The 13,232-nt window shown below is 58.0% G+C and carries 11 protein-coding genes; 7 read left to right on the forward strand and 4 right to left on the reverse strand.

The annotated features are described in order from the left end of the window. The first annotated feature begins 354 nt into the window (after positions 1-354). The 6 genes from CWM57_RS16485 to mgtE all read left to right on the forward strand — a co-directional run bounded on the left by CWM57_RS16485 (position 355) and on the right by mgtE (position 7,703). The gene (locus tag CWM57_RS16485; protein WP_061153822.1) at positions 355-1,446 is read left to right on the forward strand and encodes a porin OmpC; all 1,092 of its coding nucleotides are present in this window, start codon (positions 355-357) and stop codon (positions 1,444-1,446) included. 103 nt (positions 1,447-1,549) lie between these two features. After that, the gene (gene apbE, locus CWM57_RS16490; protein WP_100676095.1) at positions 1,550-2,602 is read left to right on the forward strand and encodes an FAD:protein FMN transferase ApbE; all 1,053 of its coding nucleotides are present in this window, start codon (positions 1,550-1,552) and stop codon (positions 2,600-2,602) included. Positions 2,603-2,675: 73 nt separating this feature from the next. After that, positions 2,676-3,740, forward strand: a complete 1,065-nt coding sequence (gene ada / locus CWM57_RS16495) for a bifunctional DNA-binding transcriptional regulator/O6-methylguanine-DNA methyltransferase Ada (RefSeq protein ID WP_100676096.1) — start codon at positions 2,676-2,678, stop codon at positions 3,738-3,740. Beyond that, positions 3,740-4,393: a DNA oxidative demethylase AlkB gene (alkB, locus tag CWM57_RS16500; protein ID WP_100676097.1), complete on the forward strand. Its 654-nt coding sequence runs from the start codon at positions 3,740-3,742 to the stop codon at positions 4,391-4,393. Before ada ends, alkB begins: the two co-directional genes overlap by 1 nt. Before the next feature lie 74 nt (positions 4,394-4,467). Beyond that, positions 4,468-6,111 carry a multidrug ABC transporter permease/ATP-binding protein gene (locus CWM57_RS16505; RefSeq protein WP_100676098.1) on the forward strand — a complete coding sequence of 548 codons (1,644 nt, stop codon included), beginning with the start codon at positions 4,468-4,470 and terminating at the stop codon, positions 6,109-6,111. Between the two features lie 155 nt (positions 6,112-6,266). Continuing rightward, on the forward strand, positions 6,267-7,703 hold the full coding sequence (gene mgtE / locus CWM57_RS16510; RefSeq protein WP_061153827.1) for a magnesium transporter: 1,437 nt from the start codon (positions 6,267-6,269) through the stop codon (positions 7,701-7,703). Here the strand turns inward: mgtE and CWM57_RS16515 are convergent. Then, on the reverse strand, positions 7,666-8,826 hold the full coding sequence (locus CWM57_RS16515; protein WP_100676107.1) for a SulP family inorganic anion transporter: 1,161 nt from the start codon (positions 8,824-8,826) through the stop codon (positions 7,666-7,668). The two genes, mgtE and CWM57_RS16515, sit on opposite strands and share 38 nt — an antisense overlap. A gap of 359 nt (positions 8,827-9,185) precedes the next feature. On the opposite strand from CWM57_RS16515, the gene mqo reads away from it, so the two are divergent. Next, the gene (mqo, locus tag CWM57_RS16520) at positions 9,186-10,820 is read left to right on the forward strand and encodes a malate dehydrogenase (quinone) (RefSeq protein ID WP_032733376.1); all 1,635 of its coding nucleotides are present in this window, start codon (positions 9,186-9,188) and stop codon (positions 10,818-10,820) included. Positions 10,821-10,885: 65 nt separating this feature from the next. On the opposite strand, the gene eco is transcribed toward mqo, so the two are convergent. From eco to CWM57_RS16535, 3 genes are all read right to left on the reverse strand, one after another. Further along, complete coding sequence (eco, locus tag CWM57_RS16525) at positions 10,886-11,377, reverse strand: serine protease inhibitor ecotin (protein WP_032733375.1); 492 nt, start codon at positions 11,375-11,377, stop codon at positions 10,886-10,888. A gap of 153 nt (positions 11,378-11,530) precedes the next feature. After that, positions 11,531-12,640, reverse strand: coding sequence for an AI-2E family transporter (locus tag CWM57_RS16530; protein WP_100676099.1), 1,110 nt, complete (start codon positions 12,638-12,640; stop codon positions 11,531-11,533). A gap of 335 nt (positions 12,641-12,975) precedes the next feature. Continuing rightward, positions 12,976-13,164 carry a hypothetical protein gene (locus CWM57_RS16535; RefSeq protein WP_074387972.1) on the reverse strand — a complete coding sequence of 63 codons (189 nt, stop codon included), beginning with the start codon at positions 13,162-13,164 and terminating at the stop codon, positions 12,976-12,978. Between the last annotated feature and the right edge of the window lie 68 nt (positions 13,165-13,232).

A 13,232-nucleotide genomic window follows, 5' to 3' on the forward strand; every position in this document is an offset into this window, starting at 1 on the left:
AATAAATAAAGTTAATGATGATAGCGACTGTTATTTTAGTCACCAATGATAGTTTTGTTTTACCATTCAGTGCTATAGGGTTATTTCTATGTATGTGATTGATTGTAAATGGTTAAATATTTTTTTTGATTATTAGTGCGTATTTCCCAGACCATTTTGCGGTGCAAAAAGTTCCGCCAAATTTACAAATTGAAACATCTTGTGGGCATTTTGAAACATCTTAGAAGTTTTAGTATCATATTCTTGTTGGATTATTCTGCATTTTGCAGCACAATGAAATAGCCGACTGATTAGAAGGGTAATCAGTAAGCAGTGGCATAATAAAAGGCATATAACAAACAGAGGGTTAATAACATGAAAGTTAAAGTACTGTCCCTCCTGGTACCGGCTCTGCTGGTAGCAGGCGCAGCAAATGCGGCTGAAATTTATAACAAAGATGGCAACAAATTAGACCTGTACGGTAAAATCGATGGCCTGCACTACTTCTCTGACGACAAGAGCGTAGACGGCGACCAGACCTACATGCGTGTAGGCGTTAAAGGCGAAACTCAGATCAACGACCAACTGACCGGTTACGGCCAGTGGGAATACAACGTTCAGGCGAACAACACTGAAAGCTCCAGCGATCAGGCATGGACTCGTCTGGCATTCGCCGGTCTGAAATTTGGCGACGCGGGCTCTTTCGACTACGGTCGTAACTACGGCGTGGTATACGACGTAACGTCCTGGACCGACGTTCTGCCGGAATTCGGCGGCGACACCTACGGTTCTGACAACTTCCTGCAGTCCCGTGCTAACGGCGTGGCAACCTACCGTAACTCTGACTTCTTCGGTCTGGTTGACGGCCTGAACTTTGCTCTGCAGTACCAGGGTAAAAACGGCAGCGTCAGCGGCGAAGGCGCGACCAACAACGGTCGTGGCGCGCAGAAACAGAACGGCGACGGCTACGGTACTTCTGTAACTTATGACATCTTTGATGGCATCAGCGCTGGTTTCGCGTTCTCTCACTCTAAACGTACCGACGATCAGAACAACCTGGTTCTGGGTAACGGCGACAACGCTGAAACCTACACCGGTGGTCTGAAATACGACGCGAACAACGTTTACCTGGCGACTCAGTACACCCAGACCTACAACGCGACCCGCGCCGGTTCCCTGGGCTTTGCTAACAAAGCACAGAACTTCGAAGTGGTTGCTCAGTACCAGTTCGACTTCGGTCTGCGTCCGTCCGTTGCTTACCTGCAGTCTAAAGGTAAGGATCTGGAAGGCTACGGCGACCAGGACCTCCTGAAATATGTTGATGTTGGCGCGACCTACTACTTCAACAAAAACATGTCCACCTATGTTGACTACAAAATCAACCTGCTGGACGACAACAGCTTCACCCGCAACGCCGGTGTTTCTACCGACGACGTGGTTGCACTGGGCCTGGTTTACCAGTTCTAAGTCGCAAGCTGCACAAGAAAAAGGCGCCTCTGGCGCCTTTTTTTATGTCTGGTTTAACCTCGCTGGTATACTCTTGTCGCCCTGGTAAGAGGAGCCTCGATTAATGGACATGACTTTCTTTCGCGCCGCACTGCTGGGCGTCTGCGTATTGCTCTCTGGCTGCGATTCAGCCACCACCCCTGCGACCTCCACCTCGACGGCCACCGTGCTGGATGGCAAAACGATGGGCACCTTCTGGCGGGTCAGCGTCATTGGCGTGGATGAGGCAAAGGCTCAGGCGTTGCGCGATAAAGTTCAGGCCCAGCTGGACGCCGACGATCGCCTGCTGTCGACCTGGAAAAACGACTCGGCGCTGATGCGTTTCAACCACGCGGCGGATACCCGGCCCTGGCCAGTGAGCGAAGCGATGGCGGACATCGTGACGCTGTCGCTGCGGATTGGCGCCAAAACGCACGGCGCGATGGATATTACCGTGGGGCCGCTGGTCAATCTGTGGGGCTTTGGCCCGGATAAACAGCCGGTCACCACTCCGGATGCGCAGGCGATTACCGCGGCGAAGGCGCGCACCGGCCTGCAGCATCTGCAGGTTATCAATCAGAGCGGCAGGCAGTTCCTGCAAAAAGATATCCCCGACCTGTTTGTCGATCTCTCCACGGTGGGAGAGGGCTATGCTGCCGATCACCTCGCGCGATTGATGGAGCAGGAGGGGATCTCCCGCTATCTGGTGTCGGTGGGCGGGGCGCTGGTGAGCCGCGGGATGAACGGCGAAGGCAAGCCCTGGCGGGTGGCGATCCAGAAACCGACCGACCGGGAAAACGCCGTCCAGGCGATTGTCGACATCAATGGTCACGGCATCAGCACCTCCGGCAGCTATCGTAATTACTATGAACTCGACGGCAAACGTATCTCGCACGTCATTGATCCGCAGACCGGGCAGCCGATAAGCCATAAGCTGGTCTCCGTCACCGTCATTGCGCCAACGGCGCTGGAGGCGGATGGCTGGGATACCGGACTGATGGTGCTCGGGCCTGAAAAAGCGCAGCAGGTGGTGCGCGAGCAGGGGCTGGCGGTCTATATGATCGTCAAAGAGGGCGAGGGGTTTAAAACCTGGATGTCGCCACAGTTCCGCACCTTCCTCGTCGGCGAGAAAAATTAAAAAGCAAGATTGCGGGTTTTTTGCTGCGGGCGTCGCCGCAGACTGAGGATACACTTACAGCAGGAGCCTCGTCATGAAACCGATAGTTGCCGATACCGATGACCGCCGCTGGCAGGCGGTTTGCGAACGTGATACCCGGGCCGATGGTCAGTTTGTCTTCGCGGTACTGACCACCGGCATCTGCTGCCGCCCTTCCTGCCGCTCGCGTCGTGCGCGGCGGGAAAATGTGCGTTTTTTTGCCGACGTCGCCTCCGCCGTGGCGGCGGGGTTCCGCCCCTGCAAACGCTGCCAGCCGGATAAAGACGATCCCCAGCAGCAAAGGGTCGACAAAGTGGCGCAAGCTTGCCGGTTGCTGGAGCAGGACGCGCCCCTGACCCTTGAGGCGCTGGCTCGTGAGCTGGCGGTCAGTCCTTTTCATTTCCACCGTTTGTTTAAATCCGTCACCGGTATGACCCCCAAAGCGTGGCAACAGGCGTGGCGTGCCCGACGCCTGCGGGAAGCGCTGGAGCAGGGGAATACGGTGACCCGCGCCGCGCTGGCGGCCGGTTTTCCCGACAGCAGCAGCTATTATCGTCAGGCCGATGCGGCATTAGGCATGACGGCGAGCCAGTTTCGCCGTGGCGGCGCTGCCACCGTGGTGACCTGGACGACGGGCGACTGCGCGCTGGGTCGCTGTCTGGTGGCGCAAAGTGAGCGCGGCGTCTGCGCGGTTCTGCCGGGCGATAACGATACGGCATTGCTCGACGACCTGCGCCAGCGCTTTCCCAACGCCGAGCTGCGTCAGGGAGACCCTGAGTTCCGTCGTCAGATGGCGGAGATTTTCGCTCACCTCGACGACAGCCGGCGGCCGGTGTCGCTGCCGCTGGATCTGCAGGGCACTGCGTTTCAGCTGCAGGTCTGGCAGGCGCTGCGGCAGATCCCGGCGGGCGAGACCCGCAGCTACCGCCAGGTGGCAGAGTATATTGGTCTGCCACGAGCAGCAAGAGCGGTGGCTGGCGCCTGCGCGGCGAATTCGCTGGCGGTGATCGTTCCCTGCCATCGGGTGGTACGGGAGGGCGGCGAGCTGTCCGGTTATCGCTGGGGAACGGCGCGGAAAGCGCAGCTGCTGGCGCGCGAGGCCCAACACGAGGAGGAATAATGCTCGATCTGTTTAGCGATACGCCACCGTGGCAGGAGCCGCTGGCACCCGGTGCGGTGGTGCTCCGACGCTTCGCCCGCGAGCGCGCCCCGGCACTGCTGCAGGCGATTGCCGATGTCGCCCGCCAGTCGCCATTTCGCCAGATGGTCACGCCGGGCGGATACACCATGTCGGTCGCCATGACCAACTGCGGTGCGCTGGGCTGGACCACCGATCGCCACGGCTACCTGTACGCCCCGGTCGACCCGTTAACCGATCAAACCTGGCCGCCGATGCCTGCCGTATGCCGCGAACTGGCGCTGGCGGCAGCCGCCGCCGGCGGCTATCCGGGCTTTTCCCCCGACGCCTGTCTGATTAACCGCTATCAGCCGGGCGCAAAACTGTCGTTGCATCAGGATAAAGATGAACAGGATCTGCGGGCGCCGATTGTTTCGGTCTCGCTGGGTCTGCCGGCCATCTTTCAGTTTGGCGGGTTGCAACGCAGCGACCCGCTACAGCGGCTGCTGCTGGAGCATGGCGATGTGGTGGTCTGGGGCGGCGAGTCGCGCCTGTTTTATCATGGTATTCAGCCGCTGAAAGCGGGTCATCACCCTGAAACGGGCGACTGTCGTTACAACCTCACTTTTCGGCAGGCGGGCAGTCGCCAGTATTAAAATAAGAATTATTCTTGATGTCATCGGCGAGCCGTTTAAACTGCTGGCTGTTTTGCTTTTCCGGATAGCCTGTTATGGAACTTCTCTCTCTCGTCTGGCGTCAGTATCGCTGGCCGTTTCTCGGCGTGATTGCCCTCAGTCTGCTCAGCGCCGCGCTGGGTATCGGCTTAATCGCCTTCATTAACCTGCGCCTGATTACCGCTGTCGATACCTCGCTGCGGGTCCTGCCGGAGTTTCTTGGCCTGCTGGGGCTGCTGATGGCGGTGACGCTGGGCTCCCAGCTGGCGCTGACCACCCTCGGCCACCATTTTGTTTATCGTCTGCGCGGCGAATTTGTTAAACGCATCCTCGATACTCAGATTGAACAGGTGGAGAAGATCGGCAGCGCGTCGCTGCTTGCCGGGCTGACCAGCGATATCCGTAACATCACCATCGCCTTTGTGCGCCTGCCGGAGCTGGTGCAGGGGATCATTCTGACCTTCGGCTCTGCCGGCTATCTGGCCTGGCTGTCAGGAAAAATGATGCTGGTGACGGCGTTGTGGATGGCGCTCAGCATCTGGGGCGGTTTTGTGCTGGTGTCGAGGGTGTACAAACATATGGCCAGCCTGCGCGAAACGGAAGATAAACTGTATCACGACTACCAGACGGTGCTGGAGGGGCGCAAAGAGCTGACCCTCAACCGCGAGCGCGCGGAGTATGTGTTTAATCAGCTCTACCTCCCGGACGCCCGGGAGTATCGTCACCATATCGTTCGCGCCGATACCTTCCATCTCAGCGCGGTTAACTGGTCGAATATTATGATGCTTGGCGCCATCGGGCTGGTGTTCTGGATGGCCAACAGCCTCGGCTGGGCCGATACCGCCGTGGCAGCGACCTATTCCCTGACGCTGCTGTTTCTGCGCACGCCGCTGCTCTCCGCCGTCGGCGCGCTGCCCACCTTGCTCAGCGCCCAGGTAGCGTTTAACAAGCTGCGCCAGTTCTCTCTCGCCCCATATCAAGCCGAATTTCCCCGGCCGCAGGCGCATCCTGACTGGCAGACGCTGGAATTGCGCGATGTCACTTTCCATTATCCGGACCAGCGCTTTGCGGTAGGGCCGCTTAACCTGACGCTGAAACGCGGCGAGCTGGTGTTTCTGATCGGCGGCAACGGCAGCGGCAAGTCAACTTTGGCGATGCTCCTGACCGGCCTGTATCAGCCGGTTTCCGGTCAGATCCTCGTGGACGGCCAGCCGCTGGCGGCGGAGAGGCCTGAGGAGTACCGCAAACTGTTCTCCGCGGTGTTTACCGATGTCTGGCTGTTTGACCGTCTGCTCGGGCCGCAGGGCGAGGAGGCCGATCCGGCGCTGGTGGCAACGTGGCTGGAGCGTTTGCAAATGGCCCACAAGCTGCAGCTGGAGAACGGGAAAATCGCCGACCTCCGGCTGTCGAAAGGGCAGAAGAAGCGCGTGGCGCTCCTGCTGGCGCTGGCCGAGTCCCGGGACATCATTCTGCTGGATGAATGGGCGGCGGATCAGGACCCGCATTTCCGCCGTGAGTTCTACCAGGTGTTGCTGCCGCTGATGCAGCAGATGGGGAAAACTGTGTTCGCCATCAGCCATGACGATCACTACTTCCAGCACGCCGACCGCCTGCTGGAGATGCGTGCCGGCCAGCTGTCCGAACTCACCGGGGAGGAGCGGGCGCAGGCTTCCCGCGATGCGGTGGCCCGTACGGCCTGATGCTCGCCGCGAGCCCGGGGGAAACCCCGGGCGCCGCGCCGCTGAAATTTTCAGCGACTACATTGCTGACAGTTATTATTTCCCCCTCCCCGCGCTATGCTTAAGGCTTCCGGCCCACAGGCCGGCTCACTATTCTCAAAAGGATTGCCCGATCGATGTCCGTTTTGCATAAAAAAAGCGCCCGCTTGCGTGACGAAGAGCGCGCCCGTCTGATTTGGCTCTTGAGCACCGATAAAGCGGTGACCTCCGCGCTGCTGGGCAAACTGACGCTGGCCGAACGTTACGATGAAGGCACGCTGGCCGATGACCTGGCGGAAGTCGAGATCCTGGTCTCGCATCTGCCGCCGCCGGATCTCGCCGATGCGCTGGAAGCGCTCCCCTATGACGCTCGCACCGCGCTGTGGTGCCTGGTGCCTGACGATAAACGTGGCGAAGTGCTGCTGGAAGCCTCAGAAAACGTCTGGGGCGACCTCATCGACAAGATGAGCGACCCCGAGCTGCTGCAGGCGATGCAGCCGCTGGATATCGATGAACAGGTTTACCTGCTGCAGCATCTGCCGCGCAACCTGACCGGACGGCTGCTGGCGACCCTGCCGGCCGAGAAGCGCGCCCGTATTCGCCAGATTATGCGCTACGCCGACAACAGCGTCGGGGCGATCATGGAGTTTGAGGTCATTACGGTGCGACCGGAGGCCACGCTGGCGGCGGTGCAGCGCTATCTGCGGCGTCTGGGTAAAATGCCGGAAAACACCGATAAGCTGTTCGTCACCACCCGTAACAAGCTGCTGCTCGGCGAGCTGGAGCTGCAGACCATTCTGCTCAACGATGCGCAGAAGCGGGTAGGGGAGGTGATGGAGGGCGATCCGGTCACCTTTCAGCCGCACGAAGAGGCCGAGAAGGTGGCGCGCACCTTCGAACGTGATGACTTACTCAGCGCCGCCGTCATTGATGCCGACGGCAAGCTGATCGGGCGACTGACCATCGATGAGATCGTCGATGTGGTTTATGAAGAAACCGATAACGATCTGCGCCGGATGGGGGGCCTGAGCGATGAAGAGGATGTCTTCGCCCCGGTCAGTAAAGCGGTTAAAACCCGCTGGGCGTGGCTGGCGGTCAACCTGTGTACGGCATTTATCGCGTCCAGGGTCATCGATGGCTTCGAACACACCATTTCACAGCTGGTGGCGCTGGCCTCGCTGATGCCGATCGTCGCCGGGATCGGCGGCAATACCGGCAATCAGACGATCACCATGATCGTCCGGGCGATGGCGCTGCAGCAGATCCAGCCCGGCAGCTTTACCTTCCTGATCCTGCGTGAAATGGGGGTCGCCCTGATTAACGGCCTGGTATGGGGCGGGATTATGGGGGCTATTACCTGGTGGCTGTATGACGATCCGCAGCTCGGTGGGGTGATGACGCTGGCCATGATGCTCAACCTGCTGATGGCGGCGATGATGGGCGTGATAATCCCGATGGTTATGGTGAAGCTGGGGCGCGACCCGGCGGTCGGCTCCAGCGTGATGATCACTGCTATCACCGACACCGGCGGCTTCTTTATTTTCCTTGGTCTGGCGACGCTGTTTCTGATGTAGCGTGCGCCGTTGTGCGCAGGCGGCGGGGGATGAGCGCCATGGCGACGATCCCCGCCAGCACGCCGATCGCCAGATTGCTGGTTCCCACCGTTGCGGCGACGGTCACCAGCATCACCAGCGTTTCCGGCCACGGATTACGCGCCAGTTCGCTCGGGCGAATGCTGTGCCAGCTAAAGGTTTTCACCGCCACAATCACCATCACCCCAGCCAGCACCGCCATCGGGATCTGCGCCATCACTTGGCTGAGCGCCGTTACCAGCAGGAGCAGCACCAGACCGGCGATTACCGTTGAGAGGCGGCTGCGGGCTTTGCCCATCTCCACGTTAACGATGGTCTGGCCGATCATCGCGCAGCCGGCGATACCGCCATAACAACCGGCAAGGATATTGGCGATACCCAGCCCGGCGCTTTCCCGCGATTTGTTCGACGGAGTATGGGTGAGATCGTCCACCAGCTTAGCCGTCAGCAGGGACTCCATCAGACCGACAAAGGCGATACTGAGGGCGCACGGCCAGATAATCTGCAGTGTCGCCAGGTTCAGGGGGACGATCAGGGCAGTGAATCCCGGCAGGCCGCCGCTCATCGAGCCTTCATCGCCGACGGTGGGCAACTGCTGGCCGGTGGTGACGGTATAGAGAGTGAGCGCGACAATGGCGATCAGTGGCGCCGGGATGGCCTTAATGAAGCGCGGCGCCCACAGGACGATAAGCAGCGTCAGGACGAACAGGCCGACGATCAGCGGCTGGCGACTCCAGAAGTGCGGTACCTGAGCAAAGAAAATCAGGATCCCGAGGGCATTGACGAATCCGGTCATCACCGCCGGGGGAATAAAACGCATCAGGCGCGCCATGCCGCACAGACCAAACAAAATTTGAATCATACCCGCCAGAATGACAGCCGGCAGAATGTAGCCCACGCCGTACTGATGCACCATCGGGCCAATGACCAGCGCCACCGACCCGGCAGCAGCCGTCACCATTGCCGGGCGCCCGCCGAGCACCGACATCGCCAGACAAAGCACCACCGAGGCAACCAGGCTGACCTGTGGGTCAACGCCGGCAATGACCGAAAACGAAATAACTTCAGGGATTAACGCCAGGGCGGTAAGCACGCCGGCCAGCACTTCGCGCGTCAGCAGCGACGGGGAGCGGAGGATCGGACGCAAAGTGCCGGAAGCGGAGGAGTCAGGAACAGGCGGCATAAAAAAAGTTCGCAGGTTATAAAAAAAGGAGGAGCGGTGTCAGGCCCGGCTTCCGTGCGGTCTGTCACAAAACCGAGGATGATAGCGCGGAATCCGCAAGGCTACCAGTATGAAAAGTGATTTTATGTATACATTTATTAAACATTTTTATAACGGATCTCAAAACAGAACTTAAAATTTAAACAATATTTAAATTTTTTAGCTTAGGTGGTAACGTGAGTGGTGAGAATCGTATCACCTGCGCTAAATAAAAACAGCGAGTAAAGTAAGGCTCAAATCCGATGAATAAAAAGATGGCCGTACCACGCTCACAGGCGGTTGGTCCCAACAGCACTCGGACCAACACCCGCCATGAGCAAGAGACGGATGTATTGTTGATTGGCGGCGGCATTATGAGCGCCACACTGGGAACCTGGCTGCAGGAGCTTGAGCCAGACTGGTCTATTACCATGGTTGAGCAAATGTCCAGCGTGGCAGAAGAGAGCTCAAACGGGTGGAACAATGCGGGTACCGGCCACGCGGCGCTGATGGAGCTGAACTACACGCCGCAGACCGCCAACGGCATTAATATCGACAAAGCGGTCGACATCAACGAAGCCTTCCATATCTCGCGTCAGTTCTGGGCGCATCAGGTGACGCGCGGCGTCCTGAACAAACCAAAATCTTTCATTAACAGCGTGCCGCACATGAGCTTTGTGTGGGGCGAAGATAACGTCAACTTCCTGCGCGCGCGCTATGCGGCGCTGCAGCAGAGCGAACTGTTCCGCGGTATTCGCTATTCTGAAGACCATCAGCAGATCAAAGCCTGGGCACCGCTGGTGATGGAAGGCCGCGATCCGCAGCAAAAGGTGGCCGCCACCCGTACTGAAGTGGGAACTGACGTCAACTATGGCGAAATTACCCGCCAGCTGATCGCCGGCCTGCAAAAGCATGATAATTTCTCCCTGCAGCTGGGTACCGTGGTACGTCGTTTCAAACGCAACGCCGACAAGAGCTGGACGGTCACTCTCGCGGATGCCGACAACCGTCGTCAGAAGCGGGTCATTAAAGCGAAATTCATCTTTATCGGCGCCGGCGGCGCGGCGCTGACGCTGCTGCAGGAAACCGGCATTCCACAGGCCAAAGAGTATGCGGGCTTCCCGGTCGGCGGCCAGTTCCTGGTCTGCGAAAATCCGGAGGTGGTGAACCACCATCTGGCGAAGGTTTACGGCCAGGCCGAAGTGGGCGCGCCGCCGATGTCGGTGCCGCACATCGATACCCGTATTATCGACGGTAAACGCGTGGTGCTGTTCGGGCCGTTCGCCACCTTCTCGACCCGCTTCCTGAAGAACGGTTCATTGTGGGATCTGCTGGCCTCGACGAATACCTCGAATATTCTGCCGATGCTCAATGTCGGTCTGGACAACTTCGATCTGGTGAAATATCTGATTAGCCAGGTGATGCAGAAAGATAAAGATCGTCTGGCCGCGCTGTGCGAATACTATCCGGAAGCGCGGAAAGAGGACTGGCGGTTGTGGCAGGCCGGTCAGCGCGTGCAGATTATCAAGCGCGATGCGAAGAAGGGCGGGGTACTGCGCCTCGGCACCGAAGTGGTCAGCGATGACGAAGGCACCGTCGCGGCGCTGCTCGGCGCGTCGCCTGGGGCCTCCACGGCGGCGCCTATCATGCTGCAGCTGATGGAAAAAGTGTTTAAAGATAAAGTCAATTCGCCGGAATGGCAGGCCAGGCTGAAGGCCATCATCCCGACCTACGGTATTCGCCTTGATGGCAACCCGGCGGAGATTGAGAAAGCGCTGGCGTGGACCAGTGAAGTGCTGGAGCTGAAATATGAGCCGGCCGCGGCGGCGGATGAAGCCCCGCAGGCGGAGCTGAAGCCGCTGAGCGGTGGTAAGCCGATGGCGGATATCGCGCTCTGACAAACGCGCTGACAAAAACGGCAGCCTGCGGGCTGCCGTTTTTTTTGTCGGTTTGACGATTCGCCTTAGCGGACGACGGCGTTACCGATGGTTTCGTCGGCGCGCCAGATGCGATATTTCACATCGACATTGGTCGGCGCGTACACGACGATCGGCAATTTGCTGTTGTAGCGCAGCATGGCATCATCGCCGAGGCCGGCAGTGACAAATTTCTTCTCTTTCTTGCCGTCCGGGCAGGCCATCATGGTGGAGACCGGGCCGCTCAGCTTATCAAAGACATAGTAGTCATAGCCCCAGCCTTCCAGGGTTTTGCTTTCCAGCTTCCCGCCTAAACGATGGTGGTTGCAGTCAACTTCCAGCGTCTGGCCGATTATCAGCTCAACCTTCAGCGCTGACTCATCCTGCTGCTGCGGCAGCTGAATAACCTGACGCTTCATGCCTTTTTCCGCTTTCGGGAACGGCGCGACTTTTTCCAGCGGCTGGTCTGCGGCCAGGGCGCCAGCGGACATGCAGGCGGCGGTCAGCAGAGAAACAGCTAGCGTAGTGATTTTTTTCACGGTTGATCATCCTTTATTTTCGTTCCTGACTGATACAGCCTATCATTGCTTTGCTGAATGTTAAGTTTTATTTACTAATTTTTTCAAAATGAATGGTGTTATGTACTGGCGTGATTCCATCGCGCACCTTGCGCCCGACGTCGGCCGATGAAGCTATTCGTTGCGGCTATTTTTCGCTTCCTCAATGAATTCTTCATCTAATTCATCAGTGTTGCCGGCATGCTCTCGTCCCGACAGCAGGTTCCAGCAAGCGATAAACAAGGCGGCAATCAGCGGCCCGATAACGAATCCGTTGATACCGTAGATCTCCATGCCGCCCAGAGTGGCGATAAGGATCAGGTAGTCCGGCATTTTGGTATCCTTGCCCACCAGCAGCGGACGCAGAATGTTATCCACCAGGCCAATCACAATCACAAAGAAGCCGACGATAAAGGCGCCCTGCCACAGCTGCCCGGTGGCGAAGAGGTAAATCGCCGCCGGCACCCAGATAATGGCCGAGCCTACCGCCGGGATAAGCGACAGGAACGCCATCAGCGCTCCCCACAGAATACTGCCGTCCAGACCGGCAACCCAGAAGGCAAAGCCGCCCAGCGCCCCCTGCGCCAGCGCAACAGCCACAGTGCCTTTTACCGTGGCGCGGGCGACCGCGGCGAATTTAGCGAACAGGTGCTGCTTCACGTAGCTCGATAACGGCAGGGATTCGAGGGTCAACAGCACCAGGTAAGGCCCATCCTTCAGCAGGAAAAACAGCAGGTACAGCATAATGCCGAAGCTGACGGTAAAGCCAAAGGTGCCTTTACCAATCAGAAACGCGCTGCCGGCCAGATACTGGCCGCTTTTCAGCGCAACATCGGAGAGCTGCTGCTGGATCTGCTGCGCGCTATCGAGGTTGTGCTCGGCAAGGAAACTTCTGGCCCAGTCGGGGAGGTGAGCAAACAGACTGGCGACCACCGTCGGGAACTGAGTGTCGTTATGCTGAAGTTTGCTGTACACCACGTTCAGCTCGTAGGCCAGCGACGAGAGGATGATCGCCAGCGGCGTAAAAACGATAAGGCAGATAATGACGATGGTCAGCAGCGCCGCGAGGCCATTGCGCTCGCCGAGGCGGGTACGAATCTTGTTTTTGACCGGATTAAAAATCACCGCAAGGATCGCGGCCCAGAGGATGGCGGAATAATAGGGTGAGAGAACATCAAAAAAGGCCAGGGTTACAATAAAGACGATAAGGATGAAAAATCCTTTGGTAAGTCCATTAACTCTCATGTCATCCGCTCCTGCTTATGAGTCATACAGTCGAATGATAGATGCTACGACGTAATTTACCATCAGGATAGTCGTACTCTATATCTGAGGCGGAAAAGTTGCTAAAGGCCCTGCTGAAGCTGTTCAGTAAAAGTTACTACGGCTGCTTTCAATGCCTGTCCGGTACGCATGATGAAAGCAGTATCATCTGCAAAACGTTCATTCAGGAAGCGACGAGGTGTAGAAGCGCAGTATAGCGATACGGCAAAAGCGGAGGTTATGGCGGATAATCCGTGGGTAAACGGGCAGAAAAAAAGCGCGCAGCGGATATTTCCACGCGCGCCTTGTGCTGTGACTTACTGAAGATTGCCTGCGGTCAGGCTCTCTTTATCAAAGGCATGGCTGACATCAATATGATTCTGATGCATCGATGTATCGATATTTGAACCCGCCTCCGGATGCGTCTGGCTCTTCTCTGCGGCTATCACGCCGGACGAAAGTGTAGCGGCCAACAGCAGTGCGGTGACTACGCCGATATTTTTCATGTTCTGTTCCTTATTTCATCGTGTTGTCGCTGTCGCCTGTTTCTTCCGGCGGCCCGGCAATATGGCGA

It is taken from the genome of Klebsiella sp. G-Nf4 (genome assembly GCF_002810615.1).
Taxonomy (GTDB): Bacteria; Pseudomonadota; Gammaproteobacteria; order Enterobacterales; family Enterobacteriaceae; genus Klebsiella; species Klebsiella variicola.